Origin of the sequence: Methylosinus sp. C49 (genome assembly GCF_009936375.1) — a bacterium.
In the GTDB taxonomy this organism is placed as follows: domain Bacteria; phylum Pseudomonadota; class Alphaproteobacteria; order Rhizobiales; family Beijerinckiaceae; genus Methylosinus.
This window is the reverse complement of record NZ_AP022332.1, coordinates 2,234,364-2,256,163: the sequence shown is the minus strand read 5'-3', so window position 1 is coordinate 2,256,163 and position 21,800 is coordinate 2,234,364. Positions and strand designations below refer to the sequence as shown.

Genomic DNA, 21,800 nt, shown 5'->3' with positions numbered 1-21,800 from the left:
AGCACGAGATTCGCGCCCGCTCATCTTCGACGTCGCAACGGACAGCGAATGGCCGTCATTCGTCCGTCGCTCGAAGCGAATAACGAAACGTCGCAACCAAACGCGCATAGAGCGCAGCCGTGACACAGCGGGCGCGAGGCGTCCAGCGCCCGATGATTGGTCGAAGCGCCCTTCTCCGAGCATGTCTGGTATCGGGAGACGCCGTCTCTTCCCGAGAGCGTCGCAGTGAAAACCGCGAACAGCCCCAAGACGTGAACACAACACAAGAGCGCGAAGAGAAATCGACGAAACATGCCGAGTCCCCGCCCGTCGCAGCTCAATGCAATTCGACTATACACGATGCCCGCAGCTGCGCAATCTACTGCCTCGCGCCCTTCGTCGCGCCGAGCGCGATCTCCATGCGCCATCATCCGCGAGCGCCGGCCTCGCGTCGTGCGCGATCGAGAAACAATGCGCTGACTCTTCGAGAGCGGGTCGCTGTCGAAGCGACGAACGCCGCCCATCGTAGGCAGCGGCGCGAGAATTTCGAGAAGGCGCCGAAAAATAGTTGGCACATTCGTCACGCCGCGAACGTCTATGTCAGCGGGAATGCGTACGCCGACGGAAAAGGTCCGTTGTCGCGCGGCGACTATGGGGGTGCACAATGTCCAAATCGTCAGATGCGTTCGCGAGCAGCCTCGCGTCGTCGACAGTGCAGACAGATCCCGAATTCGATATCGAGTCGGACAGAGGCGTGCGAGTATTGGATCGCCTTTCGGACGGCGAAGATCGGAATGCGGACGCCGGCGGCGATCACGCCTCCTTTCCTCTCTATGCCTCGTTCGGCAATCATTATCTCGCGCGGCAGGCGGAAATCGAATCCAGCGCGAGGACCTATCCGCGAAGCTTGCCGATCGCCCTCAGAGCAGGCCGCGGCGTCATCGTAGAGGACACCGATGGTCGCGAATATATCGACTGCCTCGCGGGGGCCGGGGCGTTGGCGCTCGGACACAATCACCCGATCGTCGTCGAATCGATCCGCGCGACCCTCTCGGAGGAAGCGCCGCTTCAGACGCTCGACCTGCCGACACCGCTCAAGGATCGATTTACCCGCGAGCTGTTCGACAGTCTTCCGGAAAAATTCGCCGACGACTTCAAGATTCAATTTTGCGGTCCGTCCGGCGCGGATGCGGTCGAAGCGGCGCTCAAGCTCGTCAAGACCGCGACGGGCAGGCGAGGCGTGGCGTCGTTCCATGGAGCCTATCATGGAATGACGCACGCCGCCCTCGGCGTCAGCGGCGAACCAACTCCGCGACGCGCGGTCGGCGGGCTCGGCGGGGAAGTGCAGTTTCTCCCTTATCCTTCGGATTATCGCTGTCCGTTCGGACTGGGCGGAGAGGCCGGGGCGGCCATGGGAGCGCGCTATATCGAGACTCTCCTCGATGATCCGAACAGCGGCGTGCTGCCGCCGGCCGGCATGATTCTCGAAGTCGTGCAAGGAGAGGGCGGCGTGAACCCGGCGCCCGACGATTGGTTGCGCAGAATCCGAGACATCACGAAACGGCGCGGCATTCCGCTGATCTTCGACGAAGTGCAAACAGGTCTCGGCCGTACCGGGCGCATATACGCATGCGAACATGCGGATGTGACGCCCGATGTGCTCGTGCTGTCGAAAGCGATCGGCGGGGGGCTTCCGCTATCGGTCGTCGTCTATCATCGCGATCTGGATATATGGAAGGCCGGCGCGCACGCCGGGACGTTTCGCGGCAATCAGCTCGCCTTCGCGTCCGGCGCCGCGACGATCCGCCATATCCTGCGCGAAAGGCTCGATCTCAACGCCGCGAAGATGGGCCATCGTCTTCGCCAGGGACTCGAGGCGATCGCCGACGACGCATGTTTCATCGGAGATGTGCGCGGGCGCGGCCTCATGGTGGGCGTGGAAATCGTCGATGACGGCCCGTCCGACAGCGGGACGCAGCCGCCGGCTCCGGAGATCGCGCGAAAGATTCAGCACGAGTGCTTGTGTCGAGGCCTCATTCTGGAGCTCGGCGGACGGTTCTCGTCGGTCGTGCGCTTCCTCCCTCCACTCATCGTGAGCAGCAGCGATATCGATGCAATTCTCGACAGATTCCAGGCGGCCGTGAAGGCCGTCGATCGAATCCGCGTGTCCTCTCCGCGTCGTTGAGGACACGGAAGCCGAGTCGGATTTCGAGAAAACGAGAGGAAAGTCATGGCGTGGGACGAAGAAGACAACGCGACCTATGCGGTCGTCGTCAATGAAGAGGAACAATATTCGATCTGGCCGGAACACAAACCGATTCCGGGCGGGTGGCGTTCGGTGGGGAGAACCGGCTCGAAGACGGATTGTCTCGACTTCATTCGAGAGGTCTGGACAGACATGCGCCCGCTCAGCTTGCGTCACCGAATGCAGGAGGCGTCTCCTCCGCGAAGCTAGATGTCGTGCTGCTACGACGAGACCTAGTCGCTTCATCGCGCGAATGACAATCGATCGGCGCGGCGGCGAATGTCCTGCGATTCGCGTCGCATCGACGCCGTCGATCTCGCTCCTTTCATCGAGGACGGGCCCGGAGCGTGACGCTCGGGGCCCGGCCCGGCTCCAACGGAAGCCACAATGTCGCAGACCTATGACATCGATGAGCTGGCCGATCTGTCTCCAAAAGACTTCATGAATTCTTACGTCCGGCCCGGCCGGCCGGTCGTCGTGCGGGGCGCGTTGAACGCTTGCCCGGCCGCGACGGATTGGACTCTGGACTATCTCCGCAGGACCGCCGGCGAAGACATTGCATCGCTCAAGAGATGGACCGGCGGCGGAATCCGCGTCGAGCGAATGCCCCTGAGCGATTATCTCGACGCGACGGAGCGATATGAAGAAGCGAAACGGGCGGGACGAGCGCAAGAGCCGCCCGCCTATCTTCACGATGTTCCGCTGACGTCCCTGTTTCGGCGCGCCGACCGCGATCTTGCGCCCTTTCCCTGCGACTTCTTTCCGGCCTGGTACGGCCCCCGCTGGACGGCCTTCGCTCAGATGTTTCTCGGACCGTCGTCGAGCATCACGCCGTTGCACTTCGACTGTCTGCTCACTCACAATCTCTTCTTCCAGATATGGGGCCGAAAGCGCTTCACGCTGCTGCCGCATCGGGAGCTGAAGCGCTGCTATCCGTACAACTGGCGCTGGTGCAAGGTCGATGTCGAAAAGCCGGACCATGGTCTCTATCCGCTCTATAGAGACGCTGCGCGCGCCGTCGTCGTCGTCGGTCCCGGCGACCTCCTCTACATGCCGCCGGGAACCCTGCACCATGTCAGAAGCCTCGACTGCGCGCTATCCTTCAATGTCGATTGGCATACGAAGCGTAGCGCCGTGAGCGGCGTGCTGGCGCTCGCACGCGGGATGCCGATCAAGAACGTCTATTACAACGCGCTCCTCGCATTCGGAATGTGGGCGAACGTCCCCGTTCCGCGCGTGCTGCCGTACTACAAGGCCTATCTCAACTACGTGTCGTGACGAACACGGGCCCTTCCGACCGATACGGACATAACCGCTACGGTGCGAAACATGTCATCGATTCACGATAGCATCCACGGTACGATCTCCCGACCCGGCTTCGTCAGTCTTGTCGATCTGCTGCGCATGCGCGCGGCCGAGCAGCCGGCCAAGCCCGCATATGTCTTTTTGGAGGACGGCGAACGCGAAGGCGCCCGGCTCTCCTATGGGGATCTGGACCGGCGCGCGCGCGCCATCGCGCTGCATCTTCGCACGCTCGGCGTCGGCGGCGAACGCGCGCTGCTCCTGTATCCGCCGGGCCTCGCCTATATCGAGGCGTTCTTCGGCTGTCTGTATGCGGGCGTCGTCGCCGTGCCGGCCTATCCGCCATCCGGTCGGCATCTGCGGAGGCTGCAGTCCATCGCGAAAGACGCGGCGCCGATCGCCGTGCTGTCGATCGCGTCGATGCGAGACCGGTTCGAGTTGGAGGCGCGTGATCGCCTGGCCTCACGCCCCCTCCCCTGGATCGCAACCGACGAGATCGATTCCGAGGAGGCGGACGCCTTTTTGCGATCTGCGCCGGCCGCGGATCAGCTCGCATTCCTGCAATATACGTCCGGATCGACCGGCGATCCGAAAGGAGTGATGGTCTCGCACGGCAATCTGTCGAGCAATCAGCTGCTCATCGCCGAAAGCTTCGCGCATGACGGCGATTCCGATCTGGTCGGATGGCTGCCGCTCTATCATGATATGGGGCTGATCGGGAACATTCTGCAGCCGCTCTTTGTCGGGGCGACCGCCTATCTGATGTCGCCGACGGCCTTCCTCGAGAAGCCGCTGCGCTGGCTGAAGGCGATCTCGGCCTATAAGGCGCGTACCAGCGGCGGTCCCAATTTCGCGTTCGATCTCTGCGTGAGCAAGATCAAGGAAGAGGACAAGCGCGAATTGGATCTTACCGGCTGGCGGATCGCCTTCACCGGAGCAGAACCCGTGCGCGCGGCGACGCTCGATCGCTTTGCCGCCTCCTTCGCGAGCTGCGGCTTCCGTCGCGAGAGCTTTTTTCCGTGTTACGGCCTCGCCGAGGCGACATTGGTCGTGACCGCGCCGACATATGGCGAGCGGATCTCGTCGATCGACATCGATCGCGACGCCTCGGAAGCCCGGCGAGTCGCCTCGACGCGGAACGGCAGAGCCACGCGGCTGATCGGTTGCGGTCACGCATGGGAGGGTCATGACGTCCAGATCGTCGATCCGGACACGTCGAGGCGCTGCTCCCGGGGCGAGATCGGAGAAATCTGGACGGCTGGTCCCGGCGTCGCGCAAGGATATTGGAACCGGCCGGAGGAGACGGCGCGTGTGTTCGAGGCGAAGATCGCCGGCGGCGACGGGCGTCCCTATCTCCGCACCGGCGATCTCGGCTTCGCCGACGAAGGGCAGACCTATGTCACGGGCAGGCTGAAGGATCTCGTCATCGTCGCCGGGCGCAATTTTCATCCCGAAGACATCGAGAATGCAGTCGAAGAGAAGAGTTCCGGGCTTCGACGCGGCGCGACCGCTGCTTTCGCCGTGACGATCGAAGACAAAGAGCAGCTCGTGATCGTCGCCGAGCCCGACCGAGCGCTCTCGACGACGATCGGAAGCGGCCGCGAAAGAGACGTTCTTCGCCGGATTCGGGACTGCGTGGTCTACGACATCGGGATCGAACCCGCGGATATCGTCCTCGCTCAATCCGGATCGGTCCCGAAGACGTCGAGCGGGAAAATCCGCCGGAGCGAATGTCGGCGCAATTATCTCGCCGATGAGCTCAAGACGCTCGCGCGCCTGAACCACACGGCGCCGGTCGGCAGGGACTCGGTGAGCGCTTCGGGCGCCGGCGACGCTCCTCACGTCGCCGCCTTCCTGCGACAGGCGGTCGCCTGCTTGGATCACGCGAAGAAATCAGAGCTTCTCACGCGTTTCGTGATCTCGAACATCGCCCGATTGCTGAAGGGATCGGAGCGCGAGTTCACCGCCGCGACCCGCATGTCCCGCGCCGGGCTGTCATCGCTTCGCGCCGTCGAACTGAAGCACGCGCTCGATACGGCGCTGGGCGTCGAAACGCCGATCGCAATTTTCCTATCCGACCTGACGATCGCCGAGGCCGCGGACTCCATTGCGCGGTCGCTCGACGACGCCGCTCTCGCCTCCGACGTCCCGCCCGTCGGGGCGCCGGAGCCATTCGCCCCCATGTCATTCAGCCAGCGCGCGATATGGACGGTTCACCAGATCGATGCGGCGAGCGAGGCCTATAACCTTCATCTCGCGCTCGCAATCGACGGCGAGCTCGACTTCGAACGTCTGCGGACGGCCGTGTCGCAGCTCATGGAGGCGCACGCGCAGCTCCGCACGATCTATCGCGCGGACGGCTCCGGTCAGGAAACAGTCCCTCTGGCCGCGCTCGGAGAGTGGCTGCGCCGGGAGGATGCGGCCGCCTGGAGCGCGAATGAATTGAACGCCGCTCTGGCGCGCGAGGCCCGACGCCGCTTCGATCTTGAAAAAGATGCGCCGCTACGAATCGTCTCGTTCGACCGAGGCGCGACGGGCTCGATTCTCTTCTTCGCCGCGCATCACATCGCCGTCGACCTCTGGTCGCTGCTGATTTTCGTGTCGCAGCTCGACGCCGCTTATCGGACTCCAGAGCGCCACGTCGCGCACGGCGCCTATTCGGACGTTCTTCGCAGGGAGGCGCGCTATCTCGATTCCCCGTCGTTCGAGAGCGATTGGGCCTATTGGGCGGAGCAACTGACCATCCCGCTTCCGACCCTCGCGCTTCCCACCGATTTTCGCCGTTCGTCGACGCCGGATCATCGGGGCGCGTCAGCGCCGATTCGGCTCGACAGCGAACTCTTCCGCAAGCTGAAGGCGCTCGCGAAGCAGGAAGGAACGAGCCTGTTTTCCCTGCTGCTCGCCGCATATTTCGTTCTGCTCCACCGGCTTTCCGGGCAGACGGATATCATCGTCGGAGCTCCGACCAGCGGCCGTTTGGACTCCGAAACAGAAAGTCTCATCGGCAATTGCGTCAATCCGATCGCCTTGCGAGCGCAGATTCGCGGCGATGATCGTTTTCGCGACGTTCTCGTCGAGACGCAGGCGCGTGTGCGCGGCGCGCTCGAGCATCAGCGTTTCCCGTTTCCGTTGATCGTCGAGCGCATCAAGCCGGAACGCCACGGCGATCGATGGCCGATCTACCAGAGCTGGTTCGTGTTGCAGGAAGCGCAGAGCGGCGCGCCGTCCGATCTGGCGGCGCTGGCGCTCGGCGAGGACGGAGCGGCATTTTCGTTCTGCGGCCGATCCGCGAAATCTCTGCGCCTGCCCGAACGAGCCGAAATCTTCGATCTCAAAGTCATGGCCGCCGAGATCGGACAGGAGCTGCTCGTCTCCTTTCAATACGAGACGCGATTGTTCGTTTCCGACACGATCGAGCGTTTCGCCCGATATTATGTGAGGCTGCTCGAAGACATCGTCTCTCGGCCCGAGCAGCGCGTCGACGGTCTCGCCATGCTGGGCGATGCGGAACGGCGTCGGCTGCTGGTCGACTGGAATGAAACGACGACCCCTTATTCAAGCGACAAGCTCATTCACGAGATGTTCGAGGAGCAGGCGGCCAAATCGCCCGACGCCGTCGCTGTCGAATTCGAGGACCGATATCTGAGCTACGCCGAGCTCGACGCGGAGGCCGACCGCCTCGCGCGTCTGCTAGGCCGCAGAGGCGTCGGAGCGGACGCCATCGTCGGAATATGCCTCGAACGGTCGGTCGAGATGGTCGTCTCGCTGCTCGCCGTCCTCAAGGCGGGAGGCGCCTATCTGCCGCTCGACCCCGACCATCCGCCGGAGCGCCTCGGCTATATGATCGGCGATGCGTCGCCTCGTCTCGTCATCACGACGGACCGGCTCTCGGCTCGCCTGCCGTCCGAGATCGACCTGCTGAAGCTCGATCACGATGAGGGGGTGATTGCGGCGGAGACATCGGATCCTTCGAGCGCGCGCGCGGACGCCGACAATCTCGCCTATGTCATCTACACCTCGGGCTCCACGGGCCGGCCGAAGGGCGTCGGCGCGCCGCATCGCGGGGTGGTCAACCGCCTTTCCTGGATGCAGGCGCATTTCGAGCTGACCTCCGAGGATTCGGTTCTTCAGAAGACGCGCTTCGGGTTCGACGTCTCGGTTTGGGAATTCTTCTGGCCTCTGCTCGTCGGCGCGCGCGTGACGCTCGCCGGGCCGGACGATCATCTCGACCCGGCCCGGCTCGCGGAGCTCATTCGACAAAAGCGCGTGACGACTCTGCATTTCGTGCCGACGATGCTGCAGGCCTTCCTGAACGTCGTCGACATGTCGACTCTGCCGTCGCTCCGTCGCGTGATTTGCAGCGGCGAGGAGCTTCCATCCGCAGCCGTGCGCCGCTTCTTCGCGGCGTCGCGCGCGGAGCTGCACAATCTCTATGGCCCGACGGAGGTGTCGATCGACGTCAGCGCCTTCGCGTGCCTGCGAAGCGAGGAGTCCGACGTGGTTCCGATCGGGCGCCCGATTGCGAATATCCAGCTCTACCTGCTCGATGCGAATCTCGAGCCCGTTCCGCGCGGCGTCGCCGCGGAACTCTTCATCGGCGGCGTCGGCCTCGCGCGCGGCTATCTCGGCAAGCCGCACCTCACTGCCGAAAGATTTGTTCCGAATCCGTTTTCCGCCAGCGGCGAGCGCCTGTATCGCACCGGCGATCTCGCGCGCTATCGGCGGGACGGGGAGATTGAGTTCCTCGGCCGCATCGACCGGCAGGTGAAGATCAGAGGCTTTCGCATCGAGCTCGGGGAAGTCGAATCGGCTCTCTCGCGCATCCTGCGAGGAGGCGAGAGTGTCGTTCTCGCGCGGACCGACGCGTCCGGCTCGCGGCGGCTCGTCGCCTATGTCGTGACCACGGGCGGTCTCGATGCGGCCGCGCTCGATGCGGCGCTCCGGCGAGAGCTCCCCGACTACATGATTCCGACGCAGTTCGTCCGCCTCGACGCCATGCCGCTGACGCCGAACGGCAAGATCGACCGAAAGGCGCTGCCCGCTCCCGATCCGGACGACGCCCGGCGGCGTCCCTATGTTCCGCCACGGACCACGGTCGAGAAGCTCGTATGCGAGATTTTCGCCGACGTGCTCGATATCGAGAAGATCGGGCGAGACGACGGCTTCTTCGAGCTCGGGGGCGATTCGATCCGCGCGATCCAAGTCACGAGCAGATTGCGGCAGGCCGGATACGAGCTGACGCCGCGTCACCTGTTTCAGAGCCCGTCCGCAGCCCTTTTGGCATCGCAGCTGAACGCGCTGCCATCCGGGCTCTCCTCCGTCCCCGAGGTGGAGCGGGCGCTCTTAGAGTTCGCTCGTCCATTCTCGTTGGCGGAATTGGAGTCAGAGGAGATCGAGCGCATCAGACGCAGGCTTGGAGACGTCGAGGATATCTATCCGCTGACGCCAATGCAGGAAGGCATGCTGTTTCACGCGCTCTCGCATAAGGGCGCCGGCCTCTATCATATGCAGGAGCGCTACGAGATCAACGGACCGTTCGATATCGACGACTTCGTCTCCGCATGGCGGGCCGTCGTCGCACGTCATTCGAATTTGCGCACCTCCTTCATCTCCGAGACCGGCGGCCGCGCGCATCAGATCGTGCATCGGCAGGCCTCTCTGCCGGTCGATGTCGTCGATCTTCGGGCTCTGGCCTCGGATGAGCAGACGGCGCGCATCGACGAAATGTTGAGGCGGGAGCGCGCGGAAGGGTTCGACCTGGCGCAAGCGCCGCTGATGCGGATCAAGATCATCCGCGTCGCCGACGATCGTCATATCTTCGTGCGCTGCTTCCACCACATCATCATGGACGATTGGTGCACCTCGCCGCTGATGCTCGACATGCGGGAGCACTATGCGGCGGCGCGGCGCGGGACGCCGGCCACGGCCGCGCCCGCAAGGCAATTCCGAGACTATATCGCTTGGCTGCGGACGCGGAGCGCGGACGCGGCCGAAAGCTTCTGGCGCAGCTATCTGGACGGCTTCTCGGAGCCGACTCCACTCGTCGGGGCAAAGGCCGCCGCCGGCGACGCCGCGGTCGCGGTCGACGACGTCATCGTCGAGCTCTCGGCCGAGCGTTACGGCCGGCTGGAGGAACTCGCGCGTCAAAACATGCTCACGGTGAACACTTATGTCCAAGGCGCCGTCGCATTGCTGCTCGCTAGAGTCGGCGGCGTCGACGAGGTCGTGTTCGGCGTGACCGTCGCGGGCCGTCCGACGGATCTTCCGGGCGCGGAGTCGACGCTGGGTCTTTTCATCAACAGCCTGCCTCTGCGTGTGCGAATCCGCCCGGAGGAGCGCGTCGTCGATTGGCTGCGAAGCCTGCTGTCGGACAATCTCGAGATGCGGCAGCACGAATTCGTCTCTCAATCCGCAATTCAGAGCTGGAGCGCCATTCCTCGTTCTGATTCGCTGCTGTTCCAGCATCTTCTCACCTTCGAGAACGCGCCGGTCGATCCGACCCTGCGCAAGGACAAGGACATTCTCGACATTGATCTTCAGCAGTTGCGGGTCCACACCAACTACCCGCTTACCTTCGTCGCGATACCAGGCAAGTCCCTGACGCTCCGCCTGACCTATGATCGCGATGTGTTCGGCAGGCCGGTCATCGAAAGCATGGCGGCCCGCTTGAAGCGGGGGCTCGAGGAGCTGATCGAGAAGACCGGCGGCCACGTCGGCGAGGTCGATCTTCTCGACGAAGCGGAACGAGCGAGGATCGGGTCGTTCTGGTCCGGGAGGGTTTGGGACTATGGCGAGCCCGTCGATGTGGCCTCCCGGTTCGAGGCGCAGGCGCGCATGTCCGGGGAGGCGATTGCGGCGTCCTGCGGCGATGCGCGGCTCTCTTATCGCGCGCTCGACGAGCGCGCCGATCGCCTCGCCCATGCGCTCGTCGCCAGCGGCGTCGGCCCCGACGCCGTCGTCGCTCTGCTCGACGAACGCGGCCTCGATTTCCTGGTCGCCGTGCTCGCCGTCTTCAAGGCGGGAGGAGCCTATCTCCCCCTCGATCCGGCCCATCCGGACGGCCGCGTCGCCGCAGTGCTGGAGGAGAGCCGCGCCGGCCTGCTGCTCGCCGGCTCCGCCCTGCGCGAGCGCGCCGAGACAATCGTCATCGGCCTCGCCGAGCCGCGGCCCGAAGTCCTCGACATGGCCGCGCTCGAAGCCGGAGAGAAGCGGGTCGGCGCGCCGCCCCGACGCCATGCGCCCGACAATCTCGCCTTCGTCATCTACACCTCGGGATCGACCGGAAAGCCCAAGGGCGCGATGGTCGAGCACCGCGGCATGTTCAACAATCTCGTCACCAAGATCCCCGCGCTCGGCCTCGCGAGCGGGGACGTCATCGCGCAGACCGCCTCGCAATGCTTCGACATTTCCGTCTGGCAGTTCCTGACCGCCCTGACGATCGGAGCGAGGGTCGAGATATTCCCCGACGCCGTCTCGCGCGATCCCCAGCGGCTCGCCGAGGAAATCGAGGCGCGTGGCGTCACCATCCTCGAGGCCGTGCCCTCCATGATCCGGGCGCTGCTCGACATCTCCGAGACCGGGACGCCGCTCCGCGGCCTGCGCTGGCTCCTGCCCTGCGGCGAGGCGTTCTCGCCCGAGCTGTGCCGGCGCTTCATGGAGCGCTATCCACAGGTGCGGCTGCTCAACGCCTATGGGCCGGCCGAATGTTCCGACGACGTGACCTATCATCCGATCGAGAGCCCGCCGCAGGGCGACGATCTCAGCGTCCCCATCGGCCGGCCCGTCGACAACACCCGTATCTATCTCCTCGACCGCCGGCTCGAGCCGACCCCGATCGGCGCGCCCGGAGAAATCTGCGTCGGCGGCGTCCAGGTCGGGCGCGGCTATCTGCAGAGGCCCGATCTCACCGCCGCGTCCTTCGCGCCCGACCCCTTCGGTCCGGCCGGAACACGGCTCTATCGGACCGGCGATCTCGGCCGCTATCGTCCCGACGGCGTCATCGAATTTCTCGGGCGGGTCGACCATCAGGTGAAGATCCGCGGCCACCGGATCGAGCCGGGCGAGGTCGAGGCGCGCCTCTCCGCCCATCCGCTCGTCCGGGCGGCGAGCGTCGTCGCCCGGCCCGCGGGGCCCGGCCTCTATCGCCTCGTCGCCTATCTGGTCGGACGCCTCGGCGATGTCGACGCCGACGAGCTGCGCCGGCATCTGCGCCAGACGCTGCCCGACTATATGATCCCCTCCGCCTTCGTCCCGCTCGACGCCCTGCCGCTCACCCCCAACGGCAAGGTCGACCGCAAGGCCCTGCCCGAGCCCGACCTCGCCCACCTCGCCCGACGCTTCGTCGCGCCCAGAAACCAGACCGAGAATATCCTCGCCAAAATCTGGGCCGATGTTCTCCGTCTCCCCGACGTCGGCGTCCATGACAATTTCTTCGAGCTCGGCGGCGACTCGATCCTGAGCATACAGATCGTGAGCCGCGCGCGGCAGGCGGGCGTAATGCTCATGCCGAAGCAGCTCTTCGATCTCCAGACGATCGCGGAGCTCGCCGCCGCGACGGAGCCTCTTCGCATCGTCGCGGAGGAGGGCGTCGTGGAAGGCGAAGCGCCGCTGACGCCGATCCAACGCTGGTTCTTCGAACAGAATCCGGTAAACGCGGCGCATTGGAACCTCGCGGTGCTTCTACAGGTTCGCGCCGCGCTGGATGCGGCGGCTATGGCGGCCGTCGTCCGGCGGCTCGTCGACCATCACGACGCCTTGCGCGCGCGCTTCCTGCGGCGAGACGGAGAATGGACCTTCGTCAACGCCGCCGCGGAGACGCGTGAGATCTTCCATCGCGAGGATTTGAGCGACATCGCTTCCGAGCGGATGGAGCAAGCTCTGGCCGACGCCGCGCAGCATTGGCAGCAGAGCCTCGATCTCGAGAACGGTCCTTTGCTCCGCGTCGTGTGGATCGACCTCGGCCGTGGTCTTTCGCCGCGGCTCCTCATCGTCGTTCATCATCTGGTCGCAGACGGCGTGAGCTTGCGGATTTTGCTCGAAGACCTCGATACGGCTTGCCGTCGGGTCCGAAACGGCGAGCCCATCGTGCTGCCGGCGAAGACGACCTCCTATCGGGCATGGGCGCTGCGCCTGCGCGACGCCGCGCAACGCGCGCCCGAGGCCGACCTCGCTCACTGGGCGAAGCTCGCGGTCGCGGCGACGTCCGCTCCGTCGTTGAACGCCGAGCGCCCGGACGGCTCCAATGCGCGCACCTTCTTCCAAGAGATCACCGTCTCCCTGAGCCGCGAGCGCACGCGCGCGCTGCTGCAGGATGTCTCCGGCGCCTATCGCACGAGAATCAACGACGTGCTTCTCGCCGCCCTCGCCAAGGCGATCTCCCGCTCGATCGGCTCGACCGCGGTCCTCGTCGATGTCGAAGGCCATGGCCGCGAGGATATTCTACCCGGCGTCGATCTCGCGCGCACGGTCGGCTGGTTCACCAGCATCTATCCGGTCCTGCTGCAGCTCGCCGACCAGGACGATCCGGGCGTCCTTCTCAAATCGGTCAAGGAGCAGCTGCGCGCCGTTCCGAGCAATGGCTTCTGGTACGGACCGAGCCGCTATCTCGCCAACGACGCCGGCCCCGCGATCGAGGCCCCGATCCTCTTCAATTATCTCGGGCAGCTCGATCAAGCGCTGCCGCTCGACTCCGCCTTCGCCCCGGCGACGGAATCGGCCGGCGTCTCTCTGTCGCCGTCCAGTCGCTCGCGGCACGAATGGGAGATCATCGGCGACGTGACCGACGCTCGCCTTCGCCTCCACTGGCGTTTCAGCGGCGAGCGATATTCACCCGAAACGATGCGGACGCTCGCCGAGGATTGCAGGCGAGAGCTCGAAACCCTCGTGGACCATTGCCGGCTCGGATCCGGCGGAACGACGCCGTCGGATTTTCCACTCGCCTCGCTCGAGCAGGACGACATCGACAGGCTCGTCGACGATCCGCGAAACGTCGAGGACATCTATCCGCTCTCGCCGATGCAGCAGGGACTGCTGCTGCACACCCTGCTCGATCCGCGCTCCGGCGTGTATCTGATGCAGGACGTGATCGACCTCGAAGGCGATCTCGATCCGGATGCATTTCGTCACGCATGGCGGCAGGTCGTCGACGCTCACTCCATATTGCGCACCGCTTTCTTCTGGACCACGGACAAGCAGCCGCATCAGATCGTCTACAAGGCGGTCGACATGCCTTGCGAGGTGATGGACTGGCGTGACTGTGACGAAGAGGATCGTCGCCGTCGCCTGCAGACCATGCTCGAAGCCGAATTGGCGGAGGGATTGGGACTCGATCGCGCGCCGATCTTGCGCATGCGCCTGATACGGATCGGCGAAAGCCGCTGGATCTACGCCAGGAGCCATCACCACATCATGCTCGACGCCTGGTGTCTGCCATTGCTGCTGGCCGACTTTCTCCACTATTACGAGGCGCGTCTCGCCGGCGCGGCGGCGCCGACGCGGGTGGCGACGCCTTACAGCGCTTACATCGGCTGGCTGCAGCGGCAGGACTTCGCCGCGGCGGAGGTCTATTGGCGCAAGGTCCTGAAGGGATTTGAAACGCCGACCTATCTCGCCGCGCATCGCAGCCCGCGTGCGCTCGCTCCCGGCGAGGTCGAGGTCTCGGACGCCCTCGCCGAACTCTCGGCTCCGGACACTGTCGCGTTGCAGGAGGCGTGCCGCAAGCACAGGCTCACGCCGAGCGCCTTCCTTCAGGGGGCTTGGGCCCTGCTGATGTCCCATTACCTGAACCGGCGAGAAATCCTCTTCGGCGTCACCGTGGCGGGCCGTCCGGCCGAATTGCCTCGCGTCGAGGAGATGGCCGGTCTGTTCATCAACACGCTTCCCTTCAGGACGATCGTCGATCCTTCGGCTCCATTGCTCGAGTGGCTGCAAGGCTTGTTGTCGCAGACCGCGGAGATGCGGCAGTACGAATATGCGGCGCTTGCCGACATTCAAAAATGGAGCGAGATCGAACGCGGCCAGCAGCTCTTCGACAGCTTCGTCGTCTTCGAGAACGTGCCGGTTCATCCCACTCTGCAGCGCGAACAATTGCCGCTGAGAATATTGAACTACTCCTCGCGAACACATTCGAACTATCCCATCAACCTCAGCATCATGCCCCATGACTCGCTGCAATTGAAGCTGACCTATGATCGACGCCTGATGGACGCCGCGACCGCGGAGCTGATGCTCGGGCATTATCGCAATCTACTCGAAGGCATGATCCGTCATTCCGAGGCTCGGATCGGGGACATCACGCTTCTCGATGAAGCGGAACGAGCGAGGATCGGGTCGTTCTGGTCCGGGAGGGTGTGGGACGATGGCGAGCCCGTCGATGTGGCCTCCCGGTTCGAGGCGCAGGCGCGCATGTCCGGGGAGGCGATTGCGGCGTCCTGCGGCGATGCGCGGCTCTCCTATCGCGCGCTCGACGAGCGCGCCGATCGCCTCGCCCATGCGCTCGTCGCCAGCGGCGTCGGCCCCGACGCCGTCGTCGCTCTGCTCGACGAACGCGGCCTCGATTTCCTGGTCGCCGTGCTCGCCGTCTTCAAGGCGGGAGGAGCCTATCTCCCCCTCGATCCGGCCCATCCGGACGGCCGCGTCGCCGCAGTGCTGGAGGAGAGCCGCGCCGGCCTGCTGCTCGCCGGCTCCGCCCTGCGCGAGCGCGCCGAGACAATCGTCATCGGCCTCGCCGAGCCGCGGCCCGAAGTCCTCGACATGGCCGCGCTCGAAGCCGGAGAGAAGCGGGTCGGCGCGCCGCCCCGACGCCATGCGCCCGACAATCTCGCCTTCGTCATCTACACCTCGGGATCGACCGGAAAGCCCAAGGGCGCGATGGTCGAGCACCGCGGCATGTTCAACAATCTCGTCACCAAGATCCCCGCGCTCGGCCTCGCGAGCGGGGACGTCATCGCGCAGACCGCCTCGCAATGCTTCGACATTTCCGTCTGGCAGTTCCTGACCGCCCTGACGATCGGAGCGAGGGTCGAGATATTCCCCGACGCCGTCTCGCGCGATCCCCAGCGGCTCGCCGAGGAAATCGAGGCGCGTGGCGTCACCATCCTCGAGGCCGTGCCCTCCATGATCCGGGCGCTGCTCGACATCTCCGAGACCGGGACGCCGCTCCGCGGCCTGCGCTGGCTCCTGCCCTGCGGCGAGGCGTTCTCGCCCGAGCTGTGCCGGCGCTTCATGGAGCGCTATCCACAGGTGCGGCTGCTCAACGCCTATGGGCCGGCCGAATGTTCCGACGACGTGACCTATCATCCGATCGAGAGCCCGCCGCAGGGCGACGATCTCAGCGTCCCCATCGGCCGGCCCGTCGACAACACCCGTATCTATCTCCTCGACCGCCGGCTCGAGCCGACCCCGATCGGCGCGCCCGGAGAAATCTGCGTCGGCGGCGTCCAGGTCGGGCGCGGCTATCTGCAGAGGCCCGATCTCACCGCCGCGTCCTTCGCGCCCGACCCCTTCGGTCCGGCCGGAACACGGCTCTATCGGACCGGCGATCTCGGCCGCTATCGTCCCGACGGCGTCATCGAATTTCTCGGGCGGGTCGACCATCAGGTGAAGATCCGCGGCCACCGGATCGAGCCGGGCGAGGTCGAGGCGCGCCTCTCCGCCCATCCGCTCGTCCGGGCGGCGAGCGTCGTCGCCCGGCCCGCGGGGCCCGGCCTCTATCGCCTCGTCGCCTATCTGGTCGGACGCCTCGGCGATGTCGACGCCGACGAGCTGCGCCGGCATCTGCGCCAGACGCTGCCCGACTATATGATCCCCTCCGCCTTCGTCCCGCTCGACGCCCTGCCGCTCACCCCCAACGGCAAGGTCGACCGCAAGGCCCTGCCCGAGCCCGACCTCGCCCACCTCGCCCGACGCTTCGTCGCGCCCAGAAACCAGACCGAGAATATCCTCGCCAAAATCTGGGCCGATGTTCTCCGTCTCCCCGACGTCGGCGTCCATGACAATTTCTTCGAGCTCGGCGGACATTCGCTGCTCGCGACTCGCATCGCCTCTCGAATTCGCACGGCCTTCGAAATGGAGATTCCACTGCGCGCGCTGTTCGAAGCGCAGACCATCGCCGAAATGGCGGAGATGGTGAACGCCAGCCGCGTCCTGCGCGACGAGACCGAAGACGACGCGGCGGCTCCGCAGGACTATGAGGACATCGAGCTATGAGATTGCCCGAGCTCCTGCGGGAGCTGCAGCGCCGCGACATTCGTCCCTATGTTCAGGACATGCGGTTGCGCTGCAGGGCTCCGCGCGACGCGCTGACTCCCGATCTGCGCGCGGCGATCGACGCTTATGGCGACGAGCTGCGAGAGATATTCGCCTCCACGACGTCGGACTTTCCGAAGATCGAACGCGCCGATCGAACGCAGCCGCCGCCGCTCTCCTTCGCGCAGCAGCGCCTCTGGTTCCTCGCTCAGCTCGACCCCGGCGCCGCCATCTACAACATTCCGGTGGCGCTGCGGCTGAGCGGCAAGCTCGACGTGAGGAGCCTCGAGCGAAGCTTCGACGAAATTCTTCGGCGACACGAAATCCTACGCACCTGCTACGGGCTGAAAGACCACTCTCCCGTCCAGCGCATTTGCGAGGACGTCGTCATGCCCTTGCCGATCCGGGACATCGGCGAGCTGGCTGAAGCCGAATGCGAAGAGGCCGTGCGACGCATCGCTCTCGACGACTCGCAAGAGCCGTTCGATCTCGCCACGGCGCCTCTGATGCGCGCCCGCCTTCTCGTCCTGCCGGACCGATCCGGCGTTCCCGAACATGTCCTGCTGATCGTCTTCCACCATATCGTGACCGACGATTGGTCGTCGGCCCTCTTCTTCAGAGAATTGGCCGCGATCTATACCGGTTTCGCGACAGCTCGGCCCGCGCCTCCGCCGGCACCCCGGCTGCAATATGCCGATTTCGCCGTGGCGCAACGAAACTGGCTGCAAGGCGCCGTGCTGGAGCGGCATCTGACCTATTGGCGAGACAAGCTCGCCGGCAATACGCCGACCATAGCGCTGCCGAGGCGCGGCAGACGGCGCGAGACCACAGGCCCCGGAGCGGAGCTCCCTTTCGAGATTCCGCAAGCCCTCCGCGAGGGACTGCGCAGAATGGGGCGGAGCCGCCGAGCGACGCAATTCGTCGTGATGCTCACCTCATTCTATGCGCTGCTCCATCGCTACTCCGGCCAGACCGACATCAGCGTCGGAACCACCATCGCCAATCGGAATCGGATCGACGTCGAAGCGATGATGGGCTTCTTCGTCAATACGCTGGTTCTTCGCGCCGACCTCTCCGGAAACCCGCGTTTCGACGAGCTACTCGCTCAGACGCAGACGATCACGTCTCAGGCGCAATCGCATCAGGACCTGCCGTTCGAACGGCTGGTCGAGGAGCTGCGCCCGCAGGCGCGGGACGTAGATCCGGCGCCGCTCTTCCAGATCATGTTCGTCTTTCACAATATGGGATTCGAGCAGCTCGCCATTCCAGATCTGCATGTCGGCGCCGTGGACGGCGTCAAGCGGAGCGCGGTCTTCGAGCTTGTGCTGCATATCACCGAAAGCGGCGGCGATCTGTCCGGCTGGTTCGAATACGATCCCGGCGTCTTCGATTCCGCGACGATCGAACGTATGGCGCGGAACTTTCTCGTGCTGCTCGAGGGCGTCGCCGCCGATCCGGACCGACGGCTCTCGGAGACGCCGCTTCTCGACGAGGCCGAGCGGCGCAGCTTGCTCGTCGAATGGAACGCGGCCACGGCCGTTCCTGCGCGCGAGCGGCTCCTGCACAGAATGTTCGAGCGCCAAGCCGAGCGGAGGCCCGAAGCGATCGCGATCGCACACAAGGGCGAGGAAGTTGCCTATGCAGAGCTTGAAACGCGGGCGAATCGACTAGCTCATGCGTTGCTGGAGAAGGGCGTCGCGCCGGAAACCCGTGTCGGCCTCCTCATCGACCGAGGCGTCGACATGCTCGTCGGCATCCTCGGCATCCTCAAGGCCGGCGGAGCCTATGTGCCTCTCGACCCCGGCTATCCGGCGACGCGCATCGCCCATATGATCGAGGATTCTCGCATCGGCCTAGTCGTGACGCGCGAAGAGCTGCTCACGCATTTGTCGTCGGCCAATATCGTGTCGCTGTGCTTCGATCGAGATCGGCCGACGATCGCCGAGCAGAGCGCCGCCGCGCCACGCACGATCGGCGACGCCGATTGCGCCGCCTATGTCATCTATACGTCCGGATCGACCGGCAAGCCCAAGGGCGTCGTGATCAGTCACGCCAACGCCGTTCACTCCACCCTGGCGCGGAGCCTGTATTATCCGGACAAGCCGCGCGGTTTCTTGCTCCTCTCCTCGTTCGCCTTCGACAGCTCGGTCGCGGGGGTGTTCTGGACCCTCGCGGAGGGCGGGACATTGTGCATCCCCGAGCGAGGCTTCGAGCACGATCCCCAGCGGCTCGGCGAGCTGATCATCCGCCACCGCCTCTCCCATCTTCTATGCCTGCCGTCCCTCTATCGCCTTCTCCTCGATCAGGAGGAGGTCGCCCGCGCCGGATCGTTGCGCGCCGTCATCGTCGCCGGCGAGGCCTGCGCACCGGAGATCGTGACTCGTCACTATGCGCGGCGTCCCGATGTCGCGCTCTACAACGAGTATGGTCCGACCGAGGCCACAGTGTGGAGCACCGTCCAGCGGATGCGCCCCGAGCCGGTCATTCCGATCGGGCGCCCGATCGCTGGCGTGCGCATCTATCTGCTCGATCAATGGCTACAGCCCGTTCCCATCGGCTCCGACGGGGAGATGTTCATCGGCGGCGCCGGCGTCGGACGCGGCTATCTGAACCACGCCGATCTGACCGCCGAGCGCTTCATGCCGGACCCTTTCGGCGAGAAGGGCGAAAGGGTCTATCGCACCGGCGATCTCGCCCGATACCGAGAGGATGGGACGATCGAGTTTCTGGGACGGGTCGATCATCAGGTGAAGATTCGCGGCTTTCGGATCGAGCTCGGAGAAATCGAGGCCGCCTTGTCGGCGCATCCCAGCGTGCGTGAGGCCGTCGTGACGGCCTGCGGCGACGAACGTGGCGAGACGCGGCTCGTCGCTCATCTTGTTCCGGCGCGCGAGCAGGAGTTCGACGAGGACGATCTACGAAGCGGACTGCGCCGATCCTTGCCGGACCATATGATTCCTTCGGCCTTCGTCAGGCTCGCCGCCCTGCCGCTGTCGTCCAATGGCAAGATCGATCGAAGCGCCCTGCCCCCGCCGGATTTCGACGCACGAACGGCGCATTCCTTCATAGCGCCGCGCACATCCACCGAAAGACGGCTCTGCGGCATTTGGGCGAAGGTGTTGGGTCTCCCGCAAATCGGCGCTGAGGATGATTTCTTCGCGCTCGGCGGACATTCGCTTCTGGCGACGCAGGCGGTGTCGCGGATGAGGGCGGCGTTCGGCGTCGACCTTCCGCTGCGCAGCCTGTTCGATCACCCGACCGTGTCGGCGCTGGCGCCGCTTCTCGACACGCTGCGCTCATCTGCCGGCTCCGTCCCTTCGCCGGCGACGCGCGAAGGCTCGCTCCCATTGTCCTTTGCGCAACAAAGACTCTGGTTTCTTGACCGGCTCCTGCCCGGCGACAGCGCATATTGCATACCCGCCGCAATTCGTCTGACCGGCCGGCTCGACGCGGCCGCGCTCGAAGCCGGACTGCGCCTTTTGGGGCATAGGCACGAAATCCTGCGCACCACCTTCTCGCACGACGAAGATCAGCCGGCGCAGGTCGTCGCCTCGGACTTCGATTTGTCCTTTTCACGGGTCGGTCTCTCGGCTCTCTCCCCCGACGAGCGAGAAGCCGAGATGCGGCGCCTCGTGGAAGCGGAAGCCCATAGATCTTTCGATCTGGCCCATGGGCCGCTGCTGCGCGCGACGCTGCTCGGGCTCGGCGAGCGTGAGCACGTCCTCGCGCTCATGCTTCATCACATTGTTTCGGACGGCTGGTCGACCGACATTCTCATTCGAGACTTCACGGCGTTCTACACCGCCTTCCGGCGCGGCCTGCAGGCGGATCTGCCGTCGCTGCCAATCCAATACGCCGATTTTTCGATCTGGCAGCGCCGGCGCATGCGCGATGGAGGATTCGAGAGCCAGATCGGCTATTGGCGGCGAAAGCTGGAGGGGGCGCCGCTGCGATCGAAGCTACCGACCGATCGTTCGCGCCCGCCGATTCAGCGTCATCGAGGCGCGACCCTCGCATTCGAGACGCCTGCGTCGGTAGCGAATGGGTTGCGGATCGTCGGGCGGCGCGCCGGAGCGACTCTCTTCATGGTCTTGCTCGCGGCCTTCAAGGTCCTGCTGATGCGCCATTCCGGCCAGCGGGACATTTGCGTCGGCACGTTGATCGCCAATCGCGCATGCCCGGAGGTCGAGAATTTGATCGGGTTTTTCGCCAATACTCTCGTGCTGCGCACGGATCTGAACGGCGACCCGACTTTCCACGAGCTTCTGGGCCGTGTTCGCGAGACCTCGCTCGAAGCCCAAGAGAACCAGGACGCTCCCTTCGAGAAGGTCGTGGAGGAGATCGATCCGCCGCGCGATCCGAGCCGCAATCCGCTCGTCCAGGTGCTGTTCGTGCTACAGAATGCGCCGCTGAGGGCGTTGGAGCTGCCCGAGTTGACGGTCGAAGCGCTGGATGTGCGCACGCGCACCGCACGGTTCGATCTCACTCTGGCCATGGTCGAGCGCGAATGCGCGCTCGTCTCAGAATGGGAATATGACAGCGATCTGTTCGACGCCGACACGGCTCGGCGGATGCAGACCGACTACGCGACGCTGCTCGAGATCGTCGCGGCGGATCCCGGAAAACGCCTTTCCGAGCTGCCGCTCCCCTCCAGAGCCCAGGCCACGGAAGTCGACGAGACGGCGCCATCGCGCCCTGCCGCGCCGGCGCCGCATGTCGCTCCGCGCAACCCGACCGAGCAGGAGCTGGCGAATCTGTTCGAGCACCTTCTCGGGGTCGACAAGGTGAGCGTCCACGATGATTTTTTCGAGATCGGCGGACATTCGCTGCTCGCCGCCGCGCTGGCGCGCCGCATGAGAAGCGCCCTTGGCGTCGATGTCCCGCTCCTGGCCGTCTTCCGAGCTCCGAGCGTCGCACGGCTCGCGGAGCTGGTAGACGATCTTCGCCGCGACGATCGGCATGTTGCGACGCTCATCGCGCCAATCGAGTCCGAGCGGCGCGAAAACCGATGGTCGATCTGAGCTCGCGA

At 65.1% G+C, this 21,800-nt stretch carries 5 protein-coding genes; all 5 read left to right on the top strand.

The genetic code is table 11. The annotated features are described in order from the left end of the window. Positions 1-643 precede the first annotated feature (643 nt). The 5 genes from GYH34_RS10695 to GYH34_RS10675 all read left to right on the top strand — a co-directional run bounded on the left by GYH34_RS10695 (position 644) and on the right by GYH34_RS10675 (position 21,792). Positions 644-2,164 carry a diaminobutyrate--2-oxoglutarate transaminase gene (locus GYH34_RS10695; protein ID WP_161913559.1) on the top strand — a complete coding sequence of 507 codons (1,521 nt, stop codon included), beginning with the start codon at positions 644-646 and terminating at the stop codon, positions 2,162-2,164. Between the two features lie 45 nt (positions 2,165-2,209). Then, the gene (locus GYH34_RS10690) at positions 2,210-2,434 is read left to right on the top strand and encodes an MbtH family NRPS accessory protein (RefSeq protein ID WP_161913558.1); all 225 of its coding nucleotides are present in this window, start codon (positions 2,210-2,212) and stop codon (positions 2,432-2,434) included. A 177-nt stretch (positions 2,435-2,611) separates the two neighbouring features. Then, entirely contained in the window at positions 2,612-3,502 is an 891-nt protein-coding gene (locus tag GYH34_RS10685; RefSeq protein WP_161913557.1) for a cupin-like domain-containing protein, read from the top strand. A gap of 51 nt (positions 3,503-3,553) precedes the next feature. Next, positions 3,554-16,732, top strand: a complete 13,179-nt coding sequence (locus GYH34_RS10680) for a non-ribosomal peptide synthase/polyketide synthase (protein WP_161913556.1) — start codon at positions 3,554-3,556, stop codon at positions 16,730-16,732. Beyond that, positions 16,729-21,792 (top strand): non-ribosomal peptide synthetase, encoded by a 5,064-nt coding sequence (locus tag GYH34_RS10675; protein ID WP_161913555.1) that lies wholly within the window; start codon positions 16,729-16,731, stop codon positions 21,790-21,792. The genes GYH34_RS10680 and GYH34_RS10675 overlap by 4 nt, the downstream gene beginning before the upstream one ends. Positions 21,793-21,800: the final 8 nt, after the last annotated feature.